Origin of the sequence: Saccharophagus degradans 2-40 (assembly GCF_000013665.1) — a bacterium.
Classification (GTDB): Bacteria; Pseudomonadota; Gammaproteobacteria; order Pseudomonadales; family Cellvibrionaceae; genus Saccharophagus; species Saccharophagus degradans.
The window spans coordinates 3534005-3554976 of the sequence record NC_007912.1 but is presented as its reverse complement, the minus strand read 5'-3'; the positions used below and the strand labels follow the sequence as shown (position 1 = coordinate 3554976).

General features: G+C 46.0%; 16 protein-coding genes. 8 read left to right on the top strand and 8 right to left on the bottom strand.

The window, feature by feature from the left end:
- Nucleotide 1 precedes the first annotated feature (1 nt).
- The 3 genes from SDE_RS14740 to SDE_RS14730 are packed head-to-tail and all read right to left on the bottom strand — an operon-like array spanning nt 2 to nt 2588.
- Nucleotides 2-397, bottom strand: a complete 396-nt coding sequence (locus SDE_RS14740; protein WP_011469289.1) for a MotA/TolQ/ExbB proton channel family protein — start codon at nt 395-397, stop codon at nt 2-4.
- Entirely contained in the window at nt 394-1788 is a 1395-nt protein-coding gene (locus SDE_RS14735; RefSeq protein ID WP_011469288.1) for a MotA/TolQ/ExbB proton channel family protein, read from the bottom strand. Before SDE_RS14735 ends, SDE_RS14740 begins: the two co-directional genes overlap by 4 nt.
- A complete protein-coding gene (locus tag SDE_RS14730; protein WP_011469287.1) occupies nt 1785-2588 on the bottom strand; it encodes a DUF3450 domain-containing protein in 804 nt (267 codons plus the stop codon). The genes SDE_RS14735 and SDE_RS14730 overlap by 4 nt, the downstream gene beginning before the upstream one ends.
- A gap of 227 nt (nt 2589-2815) precedes the next feature.
- On the opposite strand from SDE_RS14730, the gene SDE_RS14725 reads away from it, so the two are divergent.
- Together SDE_RS14725 and SDE_RS14720 are read left to right on the top strand one after the other, a co-directional pair.
- Entirely contained in the window at nt 2816-5047 is a 2232-nt protein-coding gene (locus SDE_RS14725) for a TonB-dependent receptor (protein WP_011469286.1), read from the top strand.
- Nucleotides 5048-5143: 96 nt separating this feature from the next.
- Entirely contained in the window at nt 5144-5824 is a 681-nt protein-coding gene (locus SDE_RS14720; RefSeq protein WP_011469285.1) for a Fe2+-dependent dioxygenase, read from the top strand.
- Nucleotides 5825-5968: 144 nt separating this feature from the next.
- On the opposite strand, the gene ahpF is transcribed toward SDE_RS14720, so the two are convergent.
- The 3 genes from ahpF to SDE_RS14705 all read right to left on the bottom strand — a co-directional run bounded on the left by ahpF (nt 5969) and on the right by SDE_RS14705 (nt 10795).
- Nucleotides 5969-7585: an alkyl hydroperoxide reductase subunit F gene (gene ahpF, locus SDE_RS14715; protein ID WP_011469284.1), complete on the bottom strand. Its 1617-nt coding sequence runs from the start codon at nt 7583-7585 to the stop codon at nt 5969-5971.
- 72 nt (nt 7586-7657) lie between these two features.
- Nucleotides 7658-8224, bottom strand: coding sequence for an alkyl hydroperoxide reductase subunit C (ahpC, locus tag SDE_RS14710; protein WP_011469283.1), 567 nt, complete (start codon nt 8222-8224; stop codon nt 7658-7660).
- Nucleotides 8225-8476: 252 nt separating this feature from the next.
- Entirely contained in the window at nt 8477-10795 is a 2319-nt protein-coding gene (locus SDE_RS14705; RefSeq protein WP_049762658.1) for an RICIN domain-containing protein, read from the bottom strand.
- A 491-nt stretch (nt 10796-11286) separates the two neighbouring features.
- On the opposite strand from SDE_RS14705, the gene SDE_RS14700 reads away from it, so the two are divergent.
- On the top strand, nt 11287-12495 hold the full coding sequence (locus SDE_RS14700; protein WP_011469281.1) for a glycoside hydrolase family 88/105 protein: 1209 nt from the start codon (nt 11287-11289) through the stop codon (nt 12493-12495).
- A 14-nt stretch (nt 12496-12509) separates the two neighbouring features.
- Here the strand turns inward: SDE_RS14700 and SDE_RS14695 are convergent, their stop codons facing one another.
- Nucleotides 12510-14021, bottom strand: a complete 1512-nt coding sequence (locus tag SDE_RS14695; protein WP_011469280.1) for a tryptophan halogenase family protein — start codon at nt 14019-14021, stop codon at nt 12510-12512.
- Nucleotides 14022-14277: 256 nt separating this feature from the next.
- On the opposite strand from SDE_RS14695, the gene SDE_RS14690 reads away from it, so the two are divergent.
- Both SDE_RS14690 and SDE_RS14685 read left to right on the top strand, forming a co-directional pair.
- Nucleotides 14278-14529 carry a hypothetical protein gene (locus SDE_RS14690; protein WP_011469279.1) on the top strand — a complete coding sequence of 84 codons (252 nt, stop codon included), beginning with the start codon at nt 14278-14280 and terminating at the stop codon, nt 14527-14529.
- Between the two features lie 91 nt (nt 14530-14620).
- Nucleotides 14621-14956, top strand: coding sequence for a diguanylate cyclase domain-containing protein (locus SDE_RS14685; protein ID WP_011469278.1), 336 nt, complete (start codon nt 14621-14623; stop codon nt 14954-14956).
- A gap of 50 nt (nt 14957-15006) precedes the next feature.
- Here SDE_RS14685 and nhaR read toward each other — a convergent pair whose 3' ends face one another.
- Nucleotides 15007-15948, bottom strand: coding sequence for a transcriptional activator NhaR (gene nhaR, locus SDE_RS14680; RefSeq protein WP_011469277.1), 942 nt, complete (start codon nt 15946-15948; stop codon nt 15007-15009).
- A gap of 346 nt (nt 15949-16294) precedes the next feature.
- Here nhaR and purE point away from each other — a divergent pair, with 346 nt between their 5' ends.
- The 3 genes from purE (at nt 16295) to SDE_RS14665 (ending at nt 20681) form a co-directional block, all read left to right on the top strand.
- Nucleotides 16295-16801, top strand: coding sequence for a 5-(carboxyamino)imidazole ribonucleotide mutase (gene purE, locus SDE_RS14675; RefSeq protein ID WP_011469276.1), 507 nt, complete (start codon nt 16295-16297; stop codon nt 16799-16801).
- 1 nt (nt 16802) lies between these two features.
- A complete protein-coding gene (locus SDE_RS14670) occupies nt 16803-17906 on the top strand; it encodes a 5-(carboxyamino)imidazole ribonucleotide synthase (protein ID WP_011469275.1) in 1104 nt (367 codons plus the stop codon).
- Nucleotides 17907-18665: 759 nt separating this feature from the next.
- Nucleotides 18666-20681: a VCBS domain-containing protein gene (locus SDE_RS14665; protein WP_011469274.1), complete on the top strand. Its 2016-nt coding sequence runs from the start codon at nt 18666-18668 to the stop codon at nt 20679-20681.
- Nucleotides 20682-20972 lie beyond the last annotated feature (291 nt).

Sequence of the window (20972 nt, the reverse complement as noted above, 5' to 3'; positions counted from 1 at the left end):
GTTAGCCGATTAGTTCAGGTTGGTTAATAGAGGCCGGTTTTTCTGCTACAGATTTAACCCACGCTTGTAGCAGCCAAGCAGGAATAGCGCACACAAGACCTAATTGGGTTGTGAGTAGCGCATCGCCGATGCCTGCGCTAATTTGACTGCCATCGGCACCTTGGTTGGCTATGCCGGCAAAGCAATCTAGCAGGCCGGTTATAGTGCCTAGTAAGCCTAGCAGGGGCAGGGCACCAATTAACACCGCGGTAAAGTCGTGCTTTATAGTGTGGTTCGCTTCTTTATTTGAGGGGACTTTTTTTTGCGCTAGAAAATTTAGCCATAATTGTTGGTAGCAAAAAAAAGCGAGTGCAATGATCACCCAGCAAAGAATATTTTGGCTTATTTGCTCAATCATGCGGTTACTTCCTCGTTGAGTGTGGTAGTGGCGCTGTTGCGTGATGCAGGTAATTTTTTAGCGTTGCCTGATTGCTTATCAGTGTTGTCTAATTCAGTTTGTTCGTCGCACTTGCTTATTAAAATGGCAAAGCTTTCTAGCTCGTTGTAATAGGTTTTGGCTTTGCGCGACAGTACCGCATTTAGAATTAATGCCGGTATTGCTACTACTAAGCCCAACTCTGTAGTGACAAGTGCTTGTGCTATACCTCCAGAAACGACTTCTGGGTCGCCGGCGCCAAAAAGGGTCATCATTTTAAAGGTTTCAATCATGCCGCTTACTGTACCTAGCAACCCTAATAGCGGTGCAACGGCGGCTGTAATTGCTATGGCGCCAATACGTTTTTCTAACGTTGTTTTATCTTGTTGCAATTGCATAAACAGCAAATCGTCGCGTTCGCGCGCCGATTTTGTGTTTGCGCCAATATCAAGCAGAATGCGCTGCATGCCTTGTACTTTTTGAGCTAGTGGCGATTGTGCATTGCGCAGCACATTTGCCAATGTTTGCGGAGTAAAGCTTACGTAGGCGGGTAATCGCCATAGTTGTGCAACCTTGTGCAGCGCGATGGCCAACGCGAATAATCCAAATAGCACAATAGGTATTGCCCAAAGGCCGCCTTTAACAATGTGCTCTATAACGCTTTCTGCATGTTGTTGCTGGGCTAGTGCGCGGTTTAGTGTTGGGTCGAAAACAATTTCACCTATTGGTGCAGTACGCAACGCATTTACTGCATTACTATCACCGCCACTTAGGTACGCTTCTATATGCAAAGCGTTTGGTGTGGTTTCTCTTTTGCTGGCCAGCCCTACGCTGTTGTTTGTTTTATCCCAAAACCAAGTCACCGGGCCTACGGCTAACGTTGGGGCCTTAGTGATTTTGCCTGAATCTAAAACAATATTGCTGTTACTCCATTGGGGGAAGAAGCGCTGTTCTAATTTAAGGCTAACGTTGTTTATGGCTGCAAGTTGGTCGGCAACGGAATGGGTTTCGCCAGTATTTTCTGAACCGTGTTGTTGTAAAAACCGGTTTAACAAATTGTGCTGATACGCCTGTTGTTGGCGCCAGCCTTCTAAACGCTTTTCTAATTGCGAAAGGCTTAGCGTTTTTTCGTCGGCTAAGCGTCGCGCTACAGCTGTTTTTTCTCGTAGAGCCAGTACTTCTCGCTCTAGTGAATTAAGTTGCTTGGCGAGTTTATTGCGTTGCCCTGCAATACGTTGCTCGGTAGCACTAAGGTTTTTTTGTGCCTCGCTAATGTGCTTAAGCAAGGAGGTCTCAATGTTATCGCTCGCGGCTGTAGCTGGTAGCGTAATAAATAGCAGGGCGTAAATAATGCAAGAAATTGGCAGTTTCATTGTTGCGCCTCCACGTTATGTAATGGCGTTTGCGCATTCGAGCTAGTGAGTTGTATTGGGAGCTTTACCAAATCTGCTTGTTGACGTTTTTCATAGATGGCAATTGCTTTGTGAATTTCTTTGGCGTTGGCGCTAGTGTCTATGTGCCACTCCCAGCCTGCATCACTCGCTTGTCCCCAGCCGGCAAATTCGCCATCTGCGCTACTAAACCATGCCATGCCCACTCCTAAATACAGCTGTTTAACCAATAGTTCACCGCCGTCTGGCTGTTGGATGGGGGCTTCGTGTACGGAGAGTCGATTGTCGAAATCTGCAAGTTGGCCGAGTTGGGCTAAGGCTACCTGTAAAAGTTGCGACGCTTCTGGTGACTCGCTGAGAGTAGCCGATTCCTTTTGCCAGGCGCTGGCTAGTGGAGGGGGCAGCAGCTCAGTAAGCGAATGTTGACGAGCAACTAGCTGTTCCAAAGATTGCGTTAATTGCTGTTGCTGCTTCTCCAGGTTCGATTGCTCTGCTAATAGCTCGCTTCGGCGAGTATCCACACTGCTTTGACCAGCATCGCTTTGCTTGAGAATGGCTAATAGCTGTTCTTTTTCGGCTTGCAGTAGTGCTTTGCGCTGCTCAAGCATAGGTTGCTGAAGCTGCCATTCCGACATTAACGCGCTGGCTTGCTGCTCGGTGGCTAGCCATTGTTGCGTAAGCCTATCTACGGTGTCGGGCGTCTGAGCTTGGCTTGACCCTGCCCATAGAAGGAGTGCTGCCGCCAACGAGCGTATCGGCTTGAAGTTTAGACACGGTTGCAAGAAATTTACCTCGAAAGAAGGGGGCACTTAAATGTGCGAGTTACATATGTGTTTGTAGGGGGCGTACTGATAGCACCCTAATCGCGCGGCGCAGTATCGCACAAGATAATACGCATGTAAACAATAATGATTTGCATTTAGATTGATCTGTTGGTATTGTCGCGGCCTTTCTAGGGAGAAGCGATACGCCGCACCCTAGAAACTTTATCTATCTAGGGGGATTCACCATGAAAAATAAACACTCTCAGCCAGCACTTACAGGCTTTAAATACAGCGCGTTTACATTGGCTATATCTGCCGCGCTACCTATCTCAATGGCGAATGCCGAAGAAATTACGGAGTTGGCGACAGCGAAGGCGTCTGCTCAAACAGAAGAGAGCTATAAAGTAGATGAATCTACTTCTGTTAAATACACTCAGCCGTTACTAGATACTGCAAAATCTATTAGTGTTATCCCACAGTCAGTAATGAAAGATCGCAATGTGGACAGCTTGCGCGATGCATTGCGCAATGTGCCAGGCATTTCTATGGCTGCAGGTGAAGGCGGAACGCCAACAGGCGACAGTATGTCTATTCGCGGATTTAGTACGCAAAACGACATAATGATTGATAGCGTGCGTGATATTGCAGGCTACACGCGTGACACATACAACGTAGAAGCAATTGAAGTTGCTAAGGGCCCTGGGTCTGCAGTTTATGGTCGTGGTGCTACAGGTGGCAGCATTAATTTACAAACTAAAACTGCGAAGCTCGATGAGTTTGCCGACGTATCTTTACGTTTGGGTAGTGAAAGCGATCACCGCGCGCAATTGGATGTAAACAAAACGTTGGGTGCGACCAGTGCTTTGCGTGTAAACGTGCTTTCTGATGCTGGCGATGTTGCAGGCCGCGACGAAGTAAATAACGCGACTAAAGCCGTAGCGCTGTCTTTTGCGACAGGTATTGGCACCGATTCGCGCTTGAGCGTGAATGCAGATTTCCAAACACAAGATAATTTGCCTGATTACGGCATCCCGTGGGTATCAAACAGCGCAACATCAGATCCGGTTGCGGAGCTAGCTGATTCAGAAGGTGGAGCGCCACCCGTTGAGTTTAGCAATTTCTACGGTAATGTTTACCGCGATTTCGAAGACATTAAAGCGCAATCGCTTACTGTTAAATACGAAAAAGATTTAAATGCTTCTACTACCTTGCGTGTATTAGGGCGTACCGGTTCTGTGAGCCGCGAATCTGTTGTTACTGCGCCGCGTTTTATTAGCTTAACCACAAGCACTGATGTACGCTTAAATGATGAGAAAACACGTGATACTCGCGATTCCTTAAATGTTGTTCAAGTAGATTTACTCGGCCAATACCAGCTTGGCGGTGTTACCCACGATATAGTTGCGGGTTTCGAAATGGGTAAAGAAAAGTTTGAGCGTGGAGTGTATGACGATAACGGTACTGATAATTTAGATACTACGCCTGAGCTAAATGATTTGTACAATCCAAACCCGCGTGTTAATTACGAAGGTACTTATACAAGCTTAGGTAAAGACGACAAGGCGACCGGTGATACCACCTCTATTTATGCTTTTGACACTTTAACACTAAACCCTAACTGGGAAGTTTCTGTTGGTTTGCGTTACGATATTTTCGAAACCGAGTACTTTTACGATTTAAGTGGCGATGACCCAAGTGTGAAAGTAGGTACAGAAGATTCTCAACTAAGCTGGAACTTAGGTGTGGTGTATAAGCCTGCAGAAAACGGCAGCGTGTATTTTGGTGCGGGTAATTCCTTTAACCCAATGGCCGAAGATTTAACCGCGAATACACGTACAGACAGTAATATGCATAACCTTGACCCAGAAAAAACCACAAGCTATGAAGTGGGCACCAAGTGGGAGCTGTTAGATAGCAAATTGTTTGTAAGTGGTGCGTTATTCCGTACAGATAAAACCAATACGCTTACTGACGATCCTTTCTTTACTGCAGATAGCGAGCAAAGCCGTTACGATACGCTTAATGGTCATCAGCGTGTAGATGGCTTAGAGTTAAGCGCAGTAGGTCAGGTTAGCGATCAGCTATCTATCACCGCCGGTTATACCTTCCAAAAAAGTGAAGTATTAAACGCCGAGGGTGATGATGAAGTCGACCAAGAAGGTAATGCATTGCCACGCACACCAGAGCATTCGTTTAGCTTGTGGGGTCGCTACGATGTAAACGAAAAACTCGCCTTTGGTTTGGGTTCACAGTATTTGGGCGAGCGCTACAATAGCACTAGTACTACTGGCAGAGAAAAAGCGAACGATTACCAAATTTTTGACTTAATGGTATCGTATCAAATTAGTGATGCATGGGCGGTACAGCTAAATGCCGAAAACTTAACTGACGAGTCGTATATCGATCAGTTGGGCGGTGGGCACTTTATACCGGGTGACGGTCGCTACGTTTCTGTAAAAACTAGCTTCTCGTTCTAATCGGTAAATAAAGGGCGGCGGGTTTTACTTAAGTAAAGCTCGCCGCTTTGTTGTATCTGAAATAAAATTTAACTATCTATTGGGCGAGCATTACCAGTGCTATTAAAAATTCCTAACGTACTTAGTAAAGAGCAAGTTGAAACTGCAAAAAGCAAACTGCTAGATGCAGATTGGGCCGACGGCAATATAACGGCAGGTTACCAGTCTGCCAAAGCAAAAAACAACCTGCAATTGCCTGAAAACTCACCTATAGCCATTGAGCTGGGTGATATTGTTCTTACCGCGCTAGCGCAAAATAATATGTTTATGTCCGCCGCGCTACCGCTAAAAATATTCCCGCCATTATTTAATTGCTACCAAGGTGGTCGCAGTTTTGGTGTGCATGTAGATAACGCAATTCGCCAAGTGCCCGGCACGCCAGTAAAAGTGCGTACAGATATTTCTATGACACTATTTCTATCGGAGCCAGATGAGTACGAGGGTGGCGAGTTAGTTATAGAAGATACTTACGGTTCGCAAAGCGTTAAATTAGCCGCTGGCGATATGGTGCTTTACCCTGCTACTAGCTTACACAGCGTAACCCCGGTAACCAAAGGCCGACGTTTGGCTTCATTTTTTTGGTTGCAAAGCATGGTAAATAGCGACGAAAAACGCACGCTACTTTTCGATATGGATATGGCAATTCAATCTTTGCGCGCTCAAGTCGACGATAGCCCAGAAATAGTTCAGCTAACTGGCGTGTACCATAATTTGCTTCGTCAATGGGCGCAGACCTAAGGTTATTCAGACGATTCTAAATATTAACTAGTGGATAATAAAAAAGAGTAATCTCTATATCCATATAGAGTTTACTCTTTAGTTTGCATCACTCTTATGTAGCGTGGTGGTGTATGTTGAAGCCATTAATTGGTGATTAAAAGCTTAAGCCGCAACAGATTTCGACTCATCAGTTTCTTGCCGCATTAAATAATCAAACGCGCCTAACGCTGCACTGGCGCCGCTGCCCATAGCTACAATAATTTGTTTGTAGGGTGCAGTAGTTACATCGCCGGCAGCAAATACGCCTGGCACAGATGTTTCGCCTTTGCTGTTGGTTTCAATTTCGCCGTAGCGTGTGCGTTTTACCGCATTGCCAGACGGTTCACCAAGCCATTCGCTGTTTGGTATTAAACCTATTTGTACAAATACCCCTGCAAGTGCAACAGAGTGTTCAATATTGGTTTCGCGGTTGGTGTAGCGCAAGCCTGTTACTTTTTCGCCGTCGCCGTGTACCTCTGTGGTTTGCGCCGAGGTGATAATTTTTACATTAGGCAGCGATTTTAGTTTTCGTACAAGCACATCATCTGCTCGCAAAGTTTCACCAAATTCAAGCAGTGTTACGTGCGAAGTAATACCGGCTAAATCGATAGCGGCTTCTACGCCTGAGTTGCCCCCGCCAATTACCGCTACTGGTTTACCTTTAAATAAAGGGCCGTCGCAGTGTGGGCAGTAAGCCACGCCCTTGCCTCGGTATTCCTGTTCACCTGGCACTCCCAATTCGCGCCAGCGTGCACCGGTAGCGAGTAATACGGATCGGCTTTTTAATACCGCGCCGTTGGTAAGTGTTATTTCAACTAAGCCAGATTGCGATTCGCTTGCGGGGGTGAGTTTTGCGGCTTGTTGGCCTTGCATTATATCTACATCGTAATCGCGTACGTGGCTTTCTAAGCTTGAAACTAACTTCGGGCCCTCTGTGGCTTTTACCGAAATAAAGTTTTCAATGGCTAATGTATCGGCTACTTGCCCGCCAAAGCGTTCGGCGGCAATACCGGTTTTAATGCCTTTGCGCGCGGCATAAATCGCTGCAGATGCACCTGCGGGGCCGCCACCGACTATAAGCATGTCGAAATTAGGTTTTTCGTTTAACGCGTTTTTTTGTTTCTCTGCCGAGCCGCTATCTAACTTAGCGAGTATTTGGCTAATGTTCATGCGGCCTTGGCCAAATAACTTGCCGTTTAAAAATACACTGGGTACGGCCATTACTTTGCGCTCGCTTACTTCTTGCTCGAACAGCGCGCCGTCTATCATTGTGTGTTTAATTTGCGGGTTAATTGCCGCCAAAATATTTAACGCTTGTACTACCTCTGGGCAATTTTGGCAGCTAAGAGATATGTACGTTTCAAATTCAAAGTATTCAGCCCCTTTCGGCAATTCTAGTGTTTTAATTTGGTCTAGTATGGCCTGCTCTTGTTTGGTGTCGTGTCCACCTGTGTGCAATAACGCAAGTACCAGCGAGGTAAATTCGTGTCCTAGCGGAATGCCACTAAAGCGTATTTCACTTTTTGTATCTGGCGAGCGCACCAGTAACGTTGGGCTGCGTTTGCTGCTTGCCGCATCTATTTGCAGTGAAATTAAATCGCTCAAGCTTGCCAGTTGTTCACCTAATGCTTGTAGTTCTTCGCTTTTGTCGGAACTATTTAGTGTTAGTACCAACTCAACTGGGCGTTTAATATGTTGAACGTACTGCTTGAGCTGGTTAATTAAAGTTTGATCTAACATGTTTATGCCTCAGTCGAAATTTACCGTTGAAGGGTGTGGCTCTACCCTTACGGGGAGCCACAAGTGTAGGGTTTAGATTTTGCCTACAAGGTCTAAAGAAGGAGCAAGTGTTGCTTCACCTGGTTGCCAAGCGGCAGGGCAAACTTCGCCGTCGTGCTCAGCTACGTATTGTGCTGCTTGAATTTTACGAACCAATTCTTTCGCAGAGCGGCCAATACCTAGGTCGTGAATTTCCGCTACTTTAATTTCGCCTTCTGGGTTAATGACGAATGTACCGCGCAGTGCTAGGCCGTCTTCTTCAATCATTACCCCAAAGTTGCGCGAAATGGTGCCGGTTGGGTCGCCAATCATTGGAAAGTTAATTTTGCCTATGGTGTCCGAGCTGTCGTGCCAAGCTTTGTGTGTAAAGTGCGTGTCGGTAGATACGGAGTAAACCTCAACGCCCATCTCTTGTAATTGCGCATAGTGATCTGCCATGTCGCCAAGCTCTGTTGGGCATACAAAGGTAAAGTCCGCAGGGTAGAACATCACTACCGACCACTTACCTAGTAGGTCTTGTTCACTTACAGGAATAAAGTCGCCTTTAGAAAAAGCGGTGGCTTTAAATGGAAGAATTTTAGTGTTGATAATAGTTTGCATAGTAATGCCTCGTTGTTTGCTGTGATTAACTTACGAGAGAAATACTATTAGATTGGCAGGGTTAATAGAAATTGATTAATAAAATGGAGGTGATTGGGAAAGGCTATTAGGGGATAGCTGACAGGCGATAGTAGACAGCTGACAGGTCGCAGTTCACAGGATGTTTGTGAATAGGGCGATCGAAACCGCCCTTGGATATATTGTTGGAGATTAGCAACTAGCCATTAATAACTAGCAATTAGCGATTAAAGTTTAGTCGCTGTTCACCCCCCATATTGCTGTGCCGTCTGCAGATAGGGCGCTGAAGGTGACTTCGAAGCGGTTGCGTGCTTGGTTCCATTGGCGAGATACCACGCCGCGGTAGGCCACACCGGCAACGGTGATTACGGTATTGCGGGTGTTGGCGTTGTATGTCCAGCTGCCAGATAGCTCGCCAGAGATACTGCCGTTGCTGTTTAGCGTGATGTTAACGGAATTTTTAATTGTCGCGCTTATGTCTTTGCCGTGGTTAATTAGCTGATAGCTACCTGGCAGTTCGCTTGCGTACACTGCATTTAGCTCGCTCGCACTTCTATTTGGGTTGTTGGCATCTACTTTTTGGGCATAGCGCAATGGTGCTATTACCGGCCAGCCTGCATCGTTGTAGAACACTTCATGCACTCGCACTTCATGCTCTTCGCCGCGCCCAGGGAAGCGTGTGTGGAATAGTAAAAATGTTTGGCCGGTAGTGGCGTCACGGTATGCAGAGTTGTGCCCTGGTGATACGTAACCAAGTACATTGTTAGTGCCGCTAAACACGTGGTTACCCATAAGTTTTACACCGTGGGGTGCTATGCTGGCGTCGTCGAACAGTGGCAAGCTTGGGTTGCTTTTTACGTTGGCCATATTGGTGCCGTTGGCATCATAGTAGGGGCCGTCTGGGCTAGTTGCTCGGGCCACACGAACGTTATAGCCGCCATCTGCGCCTAGGCCACCGTAGCTTACATACATATAGTAGTAGCCCGTTTCTGGGCTGTAGATGGTGTAAGCGCCTTCAATGCGCGCGTGGTTGCCACCCATTAAATGTTTACCATAACCTTGCCCCGCGTAAGGGAACCCCGTGGATGGGTTTAACTCCATAATAAAAATACCACCCGAATACGAACCGTAGGTCATCCACATGCGATTATTTGCGTCGCTAAAAATAACGGGGTCCACAGCATTGGGGTGCACGGTTGCGTCGTACACAGTGCCATCTTCGCTGGTTTGGCCCCACATTCCAGATTTAAGGAATATACCATCGTTAGTGTAAGGGCCTTCTATGTTGTTCGAAGAAGCAATACCCATAGCCGACAGTGGTGAGTCGCCACGGCAGGCGTTGTAATACATCAAATACCGACCATTTACATAGGTAACATCTGGCGCCCACAGGGTAGTGGTTTCTGCCCAAGCTAATGCTTCTGCAAGTTCGCTGGTTACATCGTTAAACAATGGGTTATTGGTGGTTACACCATCCGCCACGCGCGACCAGTTTTTTAGGTCGGGCGTTTTAGCCACAGAAAGGTGGGAGCCAAATACGTAGTATTGATGGTTTGCTTCTATTACCGAGGGGTCGTGCACCGCTATATTGGTAAAGCTTGGTGTGGCAAAAGTGATAGGTTCAATTGCGCCGCTGCAGTTGCCCGCTGCTGCGCTTTGGCCGGTTATGCTAAGCGAATCTATATTAGGTAAGCCCGCGCTGGTTGTGGCTTGCAGCCGAAGTGAGTGCACACCTGTGTCAAGCCAAACACTTATTTCTGCACTATTAGCCCAAGTTGCCCATGCGCCGGTTGAATTTAAAGCAATGCCCGAAACCTGTGTGCTGCCATCTATTAGCAAGTTGGCTGGGCGGTTGCTAGTGCCCGCATAGCGCCATGTAAACGTATAGGTACCAGCTGTGGCTACATTTACCGACCAATTAACTCCTTGGCCATTTGCATTGGTTGTATTGGCAAACCCGCTGCCGGTATAGCCCGTATGATTGCTATCTATGCTGCCATCTACGCTGCAAAAACCCGCTTGGTTTTCTTCAAGTGTGAAGGTGACTGTGCTGGGTTGCACTGTGTTCAGTGCCCACAGTTGCGCATCGCCGCCCCACCAAGCCCACTGGCCTATATTGGCGCCGTCTGTGGTATCCCAATTTAACAAATCTAAAGCTTTACCACTGTGTTTGTTTATTAAGCTGTAATAACCGCCTTGATCTGTAATTGTCCACAACTGGGGGGCGCCTCCCCAGTAGGGGTATTGCACTATGTTGCCGCCGTCCGTGGTGCCGAAGTCGTATACCTCCATAGCTTTGCCGCTATTTACATTTATTACCGAGTAATCATCGCCGCTAATTTGGGTAATTATCCACTGCTGGGTAGGATGGCCATTACTGGGCCATTGGGCCACATTTGCAGCATCATCTACACTGCCTGCGGCCACTTCTACAACCTTGCCACTGTGTTTAGATTGAATTGTGTAAGTGCCGTTATCGATAGCGTAACTTGTAGACGAAAACGCCAATAACGCCAAGGGCAAGTCAAGTTGCCAAGCGCGTATATTAAACATGAGTGTCTCTCTTATTTTCTCTCTTATTTTTATGGGGGCTAGACTGCGCACCAGTTTTAGTGGTGAAAACCCAGAAAGTTAAAACTGCTGAAACCCGATTATTTACTTGGTAACGCAGCCTGTTATTGATTATTTTGGTTTGGAGCCAGCTAGGCTCTTGCATATTAATATTACAATAGTACTAAATAATCAATTGTGCGCTTCATAAAATGTACAAATAGAGGCATAAGTCCTCACATTGGCTGGTTTTTGTCATGCTTTGTAATGGCAGGCTTTCACTTCAATGCATTTATTGCTGTTAAGAGAGCTTAGCTTGGTTGGTCAGTCAGGTTTGGGTTGTTTGATGCTATTGGTTAGGCAGGGTTAGCAATAATGGTAATGCCGGTTGGGTGGTTTTATAATCGTAGTCGCTGCGGTAAAGCAGTGAAAAGTGTGGTTAGTTATAAAAATAAGGCCACCGATCTAGCAACGTTATTAAAAGGACCTTCAGCTTGAAGAGATTATTACTCATTGTGCTGTTTGCACATTTAGCGCATATACCGGTTAGCTTTGCTAATGCCGAATACCAAAACAAGAATGTAGGTACAGAGCTAAGTGATGCGTTAATTCAGCGTTATCAGCCAACCATTAATACCATGACTAAAAAAGGTTGGGATCATTCCAATAGTATTATTTTGCACGGCATGGAAAAAATATATGCCAATCATCCCAAGCCCCAATACCTAGCTTACGTAAAAGCGTTTGCCGACTCGTATATAGAGCAAGATGGCACAATTCACCATTTAGAAAACGAGTTAGATAAAGTGCACCCTGCGATAAACGCTTTATTTTTGTACGAGCAAACGGGCGAGCAAAAATATGCTGTTGCAGCTAAAAATATGTTGGATTTCTTTTTGGGTACACAGGCTGCGCCGTCTACCTTCAATAAAACGCCCACCGGTGGCTACTGGCATAAAAATAACGCGAAGTACCACAATGTAATGACCGTAGATGGTTTGTATATGGTGCACCCGTTTTTGGTGCGTTATGGCATAAGGTTTAATAGGCCAGACTTATTAGATATTGCAACGGGGCAAATTATCTTAACGTCCGAGCGTACATTTAACATTAAAGAAAATTTACCCTACCAATCTTGGGACTACGACAAAAATAAACCTTGGGCACACCCAATAACAGGTACCTCGTCAGAATATTGGTCGCGCGCTTCCGGTTGGTTTAGCATGGCGCTGGTAGATGTATTAGAGTACCTGCCAAAAGACCACCCACGTTACGCGCAGGTGCTTACTTTATTTCAGCGTTGGGCAGCTGGCGCAGCAGCGGTACAGCACCCCGATACCGGTTTGTGGTATCAAGTGATGGATAGTTACGAAAAAGAAAATAATTATCCTGAAATAAGCGGCAGCAGTATGATTATTTATTCGCTGCGCAAAGGGGTAAACCTCGGTTTGTTAAATAAGCGGTATTTAGAGGTGGCGCAGCGCGGTTGGCAGGGCGTTCAACCTTTTATAACTGTGTTCGAAGACGGCGGCCCTCAAATTCATTCTGTTGCGCCACCGATGGGCGCGCAAGTGGATTACTCCGCATATGTTGCGAAGCGGCCTATTAGTGTACCAAGCAAAACTGACGGGCATCATCCGCATGCGGTTATTGGTGTGTTAATGGCGGCATCGGTAATGGAAAATGAAAGCGCCACTAACTAGCTTTTAATGTTTGGTTATTTGCTGCTGCTCGCACAGTTTTGTTCAATAAACGCCTTGTGGGTGGGTATTTGTTTTACGAGGCTTACAAGCTGCTGCTTGTAGTTTTGCATGTGTTGTTTGCTGGCTTTGTAATCCGCGTTTTCAATAAAGGCAGAATAAGCGCTAGGCCGAATGTTCATGCCTTCGCAAAGGCTGCGCCAGCTTGTACTTTCAAAAAGTGGGGCAAGCTTGCGCGGCACGTCGCCGCGAGCTTTAAAATACTCAACCGTTTGCACTAGCGATGCTGGCCAGTCTACATTTTTGCAGTAGGCCCAAAAGTCACTGTCATTTCGCTCGGTTGCAGCGTAATGCAAAATAATAAAATCGCGAATTTCTTCGTAATCCTGTTGTAGGCGTGCATTGTATTCGTTAATTAATGCTGGGTTGCAATCGCTGTGTGGAAACTGCTGTAAAAATTCTGCAATACCGCGCATAGCTAAATGTATAGCGGTGGATTCCAGAGGCTCTATAAAACCAGCGGCAAGCCCAACGCCAATGCAGTTTGCTTTCCAAACTTGTTTGCGCATGCCCGTAGTGAAAGGAATTATACGCGGTTCAGTTAATGTTTTACCTTGTATATTACTTAGCAGTGTTTGCGTAGCTTGCTCATCGCTAATGTATTTACTTGCATACACGTAACCGTTGCCCGTGCGATGTTGTAGCGGTATGCGCCATTGCCAGCCAGCTAATTGTGCAGTGGCTTTTGTGTAGGGCGGCAGTTCGGGTAGCGCTTCACTTTGTACGGTAACTGCACGGTTACAGGGTAAATAGGTAGACCAATCGGTAAAGCTAGACTGCAAAGCATCGCCGATAAGCAGCGCCCTAAAGCCAGAGCAGTCTATAAAAAAATCGCCGTTAATTGTTTGGCCGCTTTCTAGTTGCAGCGATAAAATGCGCGGTGCTGTGTCTATAGATGTATTTACTTTTTCTACCTTACCTTCTGTTCGTTTAACGCCTTTTTGTTGCGCGAAGTTACGCAAGTATTTTGCTACTAAGCCCGCATCTAAATGTAATGCATAGCGCGAGTCTGCCAGTAGTGTGCCGGGCACGGCTTTGTATGGGGCAAACCGTTTTTGTTGTGCCATTACACTGTTGGGGGAGTAATCTAAAAAACGCGAAAAAGTGTCGCCGTTTAATTGCGCGCGCAGCCATAAATGGTAAAGGCTAAGTTCATCCATACCGGCTTCGGCGCGGCCGAAGGGGTGAAAAAAAGTTTCGTCTTTTTTAAGCCAATCTTTAAATTGAATTCCCAGCTTAAAAGTGGCTTGAGTGGCTTGAATAAACTCCACCTCATCTATACCCAGCGACGCCAGCATATCCATAAACGGCGGTACCGTAGATTCGCCCACACCGATTGTGCCTATTTGTTCAGATTCCACCAGCTCTATATTTATGCGCTTGGTATTTACGCTGTTAGCGAGCATTGCCGCGCACATCCAGCCTGTGGTGCCGCCGCCTAGAATCACTATTTTTTGCAGTGGCTTCATGCTTGCGCCTCAATATGTTTTTATCGTTATAGTGAGTAAATGTTCGGTTATTGGAACGTGTACTTTGATGCAGATACTAGCAAATTAAAGGTGGAGGCTGGGGGAATGTAATCACACGCTTGTGCAGAAATTGTCTGTAGGGTAGCGAATTTGGGTGGGGGTGTTTATTCTTACGTTAGTTTGCCCTAAAGTCTGTGGGTATATATAGCTGGCAGCTGTGTCAGTTTTTCGTAATTTACTACAACGGTGCTAACCATTGTCTATTGGCAAGCCAACCAACACTAAGCAAGCTGAGCTCGAGCAAGCCGATTGGTACAACTTAGCCGATGTGCGAGATGGCTTAACCCGTACCGAGCGTGTAATTTTGTATTGCCTACATCAGGCTCAGCAAGAGCTGGGGCAGCGCAATGTGCCTACGGCTATGCTTTATGGGCGTGTTTTAGAGTTTGTGGATATGAGCCAACAAGAGTTCCAGACTATTCTTTGCAGGTTTATTTCGCCCCGTTAGCCTCATTTTTACTTTTGCTAGGTTATTTTGATATTTGCAGTATTCAGCCGCTTAAACCATATTTAAGCAAGTGAAATAACAATGGATAGCAATGAAAGCCCTTCTTACAGATGATCACAGCCTTGTGCGCGACGGCATCGAAATGCTGCTTACTATTCGGTTGGGGTTCGACAGCGTATACCACGCCGAAAATGGGGCGCAGGCCCTTGCTTGTTTAGCGCAAGATTTAGTTGCGAGGGTGTTTAACGCGTTAATAAAGCCTATTGCACTTGAGGGCGGCGCAACATGGGCACCAAAAGCGAGTATTGGTGTTGCGCTAACCAATGGCGAGGCCACGTTGCAAGATGTAATGAATCGCGCAGATGCCCTTATGTACCGTGTTAAACAGGGCGGCAAAAATCAGTTTATTATTGAGGGCGAAAATTAACTTCTCGCCTGTAGCGGTTGCCAGATAAAGCTTTAGCTAGTTCCGTTCACTTAGATATCCTGATGTCCATCCATGTCTATATTCCGTGCAGCTTGATGTGGAGCGAACAAATTCTGCTGCGCGGCTTCACTAATAGCCACAACCGAGGGATGGCGTAGTTTGCGCTCGGCAGAAATTGCGTAGTAGCGAATTTTTAACTCGGTTATCTCCCCTAGCATTTCTACGCCATGCTCCTTCTGGGATTCCTTGTCGATAACGGTTGGGCCTGGGAATATGCCCACCCCTTCCTGGGCAAACGCCTTCATTAATGCGGTATCGTCAAACTCACCTTTAACTATAGGGTTGATGCTCTGTTGCGATAGCCAGCGCTGCAACATAATGCGCAAGGCGCTATCTTCGCCAGGAAGTAGCAGTGGGGCGTTGTTAAGAGAGTGTGGAAAGTTAGGGCGGTAGCGCTCAGCGAGTGCAGGTGTGGCATAAAAAGCAATAGGGCATTCGCCCAGTAAATGGTTATAGCCTTTAATACCTACGTCGGAGGACAAAGGCTTATCGGCAATAACCAAATCGGTTTTGTGAAGCGCTAAATCGGCAAATAGGTGTTCGAGGTTATTGTCCTTGCACACAAGGTGTATGCCGGGGTCTTTCTCTAAGGCTGGCGACAACAGTTTGTAAGCGATAGATTTAGGGACCGAGCTAGAAATACCCACCCTAAAAACACGCTCGCGAATGTTATTTTTTTTAGTAATTGCGTTTTCCAGCTCTTTGCCTACTTGGAATATCTCATCGGCGTAAGAGTATGCGAGTTTGCCTAAGGCGGTGAGTTCAAGCCTGCGGCCAACGCGATCAAACAGTGTGGCTTCAAAACCCTTTTCCAGCTCACTCAATTGCCCGCTTATGGTTTGTGGGGTGAGATGTAGCTGTTCCGATGCGCGGGTTATGCCCCCGTGTTTCGCCACAGCCCAAAAATAATAAAGTTGCTTGTAGTTAATCATGGGGTTTTGTCAGTTTTTAACGAATGTTTCGTCCATTATATTCGAATATACTTGTTGTGTGCATTCCTTTATATTGCGGCATCTTTTTCTAAGAGTAATATAAGCAAGCAGCTACTTTGTTGCTATGTAGCGCTCTATTGCTAGTAATTGCTAGGGTTTTGCTAACCTTGACAGGGTTTGCGCACCTCTTTTACCGCGATGCCGGTGAATCTATCGCCTTCTCTGCCTTTATGGGGAAGGTGGTGCTCGGCTTTCGTTTGTCCTAACGTGTATAGTTGCCTGTTTGTTGTGCTTACTTGGTGTGCTTTCAGGCTGGCGGCCATTCTTTTTATAAAGGTAATTGTTTATGAGTAATACGCCAAACACTCCCATTGTGGGCGTGATAATGGGCTCCAAGTCCGATTGGGAAACCATGCAGCACGCTATCAATATATTGGAGCAGCTAGGTGTTCCATACGAAACCGAGGTTGTATCGGCTCATCGCACCCCAGATAAGCTCTTTCAATACGCTGAAGCCGCAGATGGTCGCGGTATTGAAGTGATCATCGCCGGCGCAGGTGGCGCAGCACACTTACCTGGCATGGTTGCCGCGAAAACCCATTTACCTGTATTGGGCGTGCCGGTGCAATCCAAAGCATTAAACGGCATGGATTCGTTGTTATCCATTGCGCAAATGCCAGCTGGTATTCCTGTAGGAACATTGGCTATTGGTAAAGCTGGGGCGGCTAATTCCGCGTTATTGTCAGCGAGCATGCTTTCTAATAAGTACCCAGCTATTAAAGAAGCGCTGTTAGCGTTTAGAAAAAATCAAACAGAAACCGTTCTAGATAATCCAGACCCGCGAGAGCAGTAATATGAGAGTAGGTATTCTTGGTGGTGGGCAGCTTGCTCAAATGATCGCACAAGCTGGTGCAAACCTTGATATGTCGTTTAAGTTTATCAGCCCCGACCCAAAAGCGTGCGCGGCGCCTTATGGCGAGCATATCTGTGCAGATTATCAAGATGAGCAAGCGTATCAACAAATGCTTGAGTGGGCCGACGTTTTCACCTATGAGTTTGAAAGTATTCCCAAATCTGTTGTGGAATCACTAGAAAAGAAGCTCGCCCTGTTGCCATCATCAAAAGCGTTAAACGTTGCGGGAGATAGGCTTAAAGAAAAACGCACCTTTAACGGCCTTGGTATACCTACAGCAAATTTCGCTCCCGTAGATAGCCTAGAAAGTTTGCAAAGCGCCGTAGAGCAGATTGGGCTGCCCGCCATACTTAAAACTCGCAGCGAAGGCTACGACGGTAAAGGGCAAGCGGTGCTTCGCGATGTTAGCCAGCTAGAAGCCGCTTGGCAGAGTGTAGGGCAAGTGCCTTGCATCTTAGAGTCTATGGTTAACTTTAGCCGAGAAGTCTCTATTATTGCCGCGAGATCTAAGCAGGGTGAGATTGTGTATTACCCGCTTACAGAGAATCATCATCGCGAGGGGATTTTGCGCTTATCACTTCCCCTGCAGAACGACCCTTATCAGCAGCAAGCAGAAAAGCTTGCAAAAGCCTTGCTCGATGAGCTGGATTACGTTGGCGTGATTGCTGTAGAGCTGTTTCAGGTTGGTGAAAGCTTGGTAGCCAATGAGTTCGCGCCACGCGTGCATAACTCTGGTCACTGGACTATTGAGGGTGCGCATACTTCTCAGTTTGAAAACCATTTGCGAGCTATTTGCGGTTTGCCTTTGGGTAAAACAGACGCGATAAACTCCTGCGCCATGGTGAATATTATTGGCAAATTGCCTCGCGAAGAAGATGTTGCCGCCATAGAAGGGGCTCGCTTTCACGATTACAGCAAAGATGAAAAGCCCGGAAGAAAAATAGGCCACATTACCATTACTAGCGAAGGTTTAAGTGGCGAAGCATTCAATGCAAACTTAAAGTGTATTTTACAGCTTGTAGGCGAAGACCCAGAGCTACGCTAATTTGTTAGCCTCTCTTTATTAGCCATTGGCGTGCTAAATAGTACTATTTAATAAGTTATTTCATCTTTAGCCCAGTTTTTAGCGTATCCAATTTGTGTGGGTGGCTAACTGGGCTTTTTAGTGCCTGCGATTTACTGCGCTAGACAGAAAAGCCGTTTATTCTTCCTCTTTAAATACCTAGTCAGGCAAGTCTCTCCCTCAATAAGCCTAAAAAATCCAGTTTGAAATTGGCGAGATAGCTAGATGTTGACTATAGTAAATTGGTTAACAATTTGCGGCTACGAGCGAGAAATAATTGAGAGTTTCTAATTGGTTTTAACGCCAAGAAGGCGCTTTTAGAGTCTTTATTGTCTTCTTGTTTGTAAACCAATAGCGTGTATTTGGTAATACAATCTATGAGTTTGTTTCAAATATACACACTTTTGGGCGTATATACACAGTTACTGGGTATAAATTGGTCGCCTAAGAGATTTTTTAGTTCTAATGCCTTGCAGTGCTAGTCGAGCTGTAAACTTTATGGTTGAATGTAGTTACTCGAATGCGGTTTTGCAAAAGGTTATCGAATGAGCAATAGACGAGCAGGTACAGTCCGGCGCTCGCTTTATGCCTAAATAATGAATAGCCAAGCAAAGCATAGCTACCCAAAGAAAATGAGAATGGGAGCTTTATAAAGATAACACGGTGACTCTGCAGTGCGGGGTACTTCGTGAGCCGAACAAATTGAGGACTAATTGCTATCCAAGTACAGGAATAAACATAATGAAGATGAAGACACAGGCATTGGCGCTCTCAGCGCTATGTATGGCTATGGTCGGCTGCGGTGGCAGCAGCAGTAGTGACAATGGCGGTGAAGCCGATATTCGCTTTCCTTTTGATGGCGAGATAACTTTATCTGGCGACACCGATCCAGGTGCCACCCTAACCGCAGTCGTAACAGATGCTAATGGCATCTCAGGCTCTATTTCCTACGTTTGGACTTCCGGCGATACTGTTATTACCAGTGCGACAGGCTCTACTTATGTAATTGCCGATTCCGACCAAGGTAATAGCATAAGCGTAACGGCTACTTATACCGATGACGATAACTTTGATGAGTCTGTTTTTGCTTCCGTTACAATTGAAGCAGCAGCTACTCCGGCGACATTTGCAGGTTTAACTGCCACTGTTAGCAATGAAGCAACAGAAGCGCTTACTGGTACTGTTACTGTTACCGACCCCAATACTGGTGAAGCGACAATTGTAGCGCTAACCGACGCTATGACTACATACGGCACTTTTTCTATTACTGCGGAAGGCAGTTGGTCATACACTCTAGACACTTCAGCAGACGCCGTTGCGAACCTAACCTCTACTGACGATCCGTTATTAGACTCTATCGAGCTTGAGTCGGCTGACGGTACAACTGCAAACTTGGTTATCACAATCACTGGTGCAGAGGTTTCCGGCCCAGTTACAAGCCAAGTGGCTCGTATCACTGATAACTCAACCGACGATACTGGTGAGCTACGATATGCACTACCTTCTGCGCAGCTAGCGGGTAAAATCACTGTATCTTTCTTGAAAGATCTAGATACTTTAGGCTCTGATGACACCATTAAGGATGCTTACATCACCTTGTATAATACTGATACAAGCACAAGTGGTGGCAAAGCGATTCTTGATTTACGTATTCAAGATGACAATTTTGCAATTCGTGATCAAGATGGCATTGATGTGATGAATGCTTTCACTCCAGGTCAATGGCAGGATGTAGAGATTACTTGGGAAGCCGCTGATGATGCCTCTGCTCCTGTGCTGAACATCCTTATCGATGGCGTAGCCGTTACTTCCGTACCTTACACTGGTTCTTCAACTGCAATAGGTGGTGTTACACACGTTGCCTTTAGATTCGCAGATAACTCAAGAACAGTAACGGGTACTTACAATATAGATAACCTATTCATCTATTCAGATACAGCTGGCACTGCTTTGGTGTTCTCTGATGACTTTGAAGGTTATAGTGTTGATGATTCGCTTGATACTGACAACGCGAACTCGCCTTATAACTCAAGTACTTTCGAAGCTGTTGTAGCGGTTATGGAAGTTCCTGGGGATGACTCCGGTTCGGGTGGCTCTGGCGATACATCTGGCCCTGGCACCGCTGGCAATAAGTATGCAGAAATTATTGATACAAGCACCGATGACACTGGTGAATTGAGATATGCTCTGCCTGCAGCGCAGTTGGCGGGTAAATTAAATGTATCTTTCCTCAAAGACCTTGATACTTTAGGGTCTGACGATACGATTAAAGATGCTTATATCACTCTGTACAACACTGATACTAGTACTAGTGGTGGTAAAGCAATTCTTGATTTACGTATTCAAGATGACAACTTTGCAATACGTGACCAAGACGGCATCGATGTGATGAATGCCTTTACACCAGGTCAGTGGCAGGATGTTGAAGTAACATGGGAAGCTGCTGATGCTTCGTCTGCTCCTGTGTTGAATATTCTTATCGATGGTGTTGCGGTTACTTCGGTTCCTTATACCGGTTCAGCTACGGCTGTTGGTGGTGTTACCCATATCGCATTCCGATTTGCGGATAACTCCAGAACAGTAACTGGTACTTTTAATGTTGATGATATTAAAATCTACTCTGATACTGCTGGTACCGCGTTAGTATTTGAAGATAGCTTTGAGAGTGGTTACAACACTGGTGATTCGCTAGATACTGATAATGGTTCTTCACCTTATCACTCAGCTACTTCTGAAGCTGTTGTTGCCGAGGAATAAGTTTTAGATTTATTTTTCTAAAATCAAATTAAATAGCGCTCCTCGGAGCGCTATTTTTTTATGTACGGCCTGCCAACCTATAGAGTCATGGGGTAGGGCATTAATATAAAGCTACTTCGCAATTAAGAAGGGCTAAGTTGTTTAATATCTAATCCCGTCTAAACTTAAAGAACAATCCCTCTTTTAAAGAGTTGCCTATTGGTAATGTCATGCCTACTTGGGGATAAACACACTCTAAAACGGCTGTGTAGTCTAATGCCTAAGTCATTCTGTAGAGCGCTCAGTGCCTAT

Bases quoted from the DNA above. Each gene is read 5' to 3' on its own strand.
- SDE_RS14740 (WP_011469289.1), bottom strand. From the start codon at position 397: ATGATTGAGCAAATAAGCCAAAATATTCTTTGCTGGGTGATCATTGCA.
- SDE_RS14735 (WP_011469288.1), bottom strand. From the start codon at position 1,788: ATGAAACTGCCAATTTCTTGCATTATTTACGCCCTGCTATTTATTACG.
- SDE_RS14725 (WP_011469286.1), top strand. From the start codon at position 2,816: ATGAAAAATAAACACTCTCAGCCAGCACTTACAGGCTTTAAATACAGC.
- ahpF (WP_011469284.1), bottom strand. From the start codon at position 7,585: ATGTTAGATCAAACTTTAATTAACCAGCTCAAGCAGTACGTTCAACAT.
- ahpC (WP_011469283.1), bottom strand. From the start codon at position 8,224: ATGCAAACTATTATCAACACTAAAATTCTTCCATTTAAAGCCACCGCT.
- SDE_RS14705 (WP_049762658.1), bottom strand. From the start codon at position 10,795: ATGTTTAATATACGCGCTTGGCAACTTGACTTGCCCTTGGCGTTATTG.
- SDE_RS14695 (WP_011469280.1), bottom strand. From the start codon at position 14,021: ATGAAGCCACTGCAAAAAATAGTGATTCTAGGCGGCGGCACCACAGGC.
- SDE_RS14685 (WP_011469278.1), top strand. From the start codon at position 14,621: ATGAAAGCCCTTCTTACAGATGATCACAGCCTTGTGCGCGACGGCATC.
- nhaR (WP_011469277.1), bottom strand. From the start codon at position 15,948: ATGATTAACTACAAGCAACTTTATTATTTTTGGGCTGTGGCGAAACAC.
- purE (WP_011469276.1), top strand. From the start codon at position 16,295: ATGAGTAATACGCCAAACACTCCCATTGTGGGCGTGATAATGGGCTCC.
- SDE_RS14670 (WP_011469275.1), top strand. From the start codon at position 16,803: ATGAGAGTAGGTATTCTTGGTGGTGGGCAGCTTGCTCAAATGATCGCA.
- SDE_RS14665 (WP_011469274.1), top strand. From the start codon at position 18,666: ATGAAGATGAAGACACAGGCATTGGCGCTCTCAGCGCTATGTATGGCT.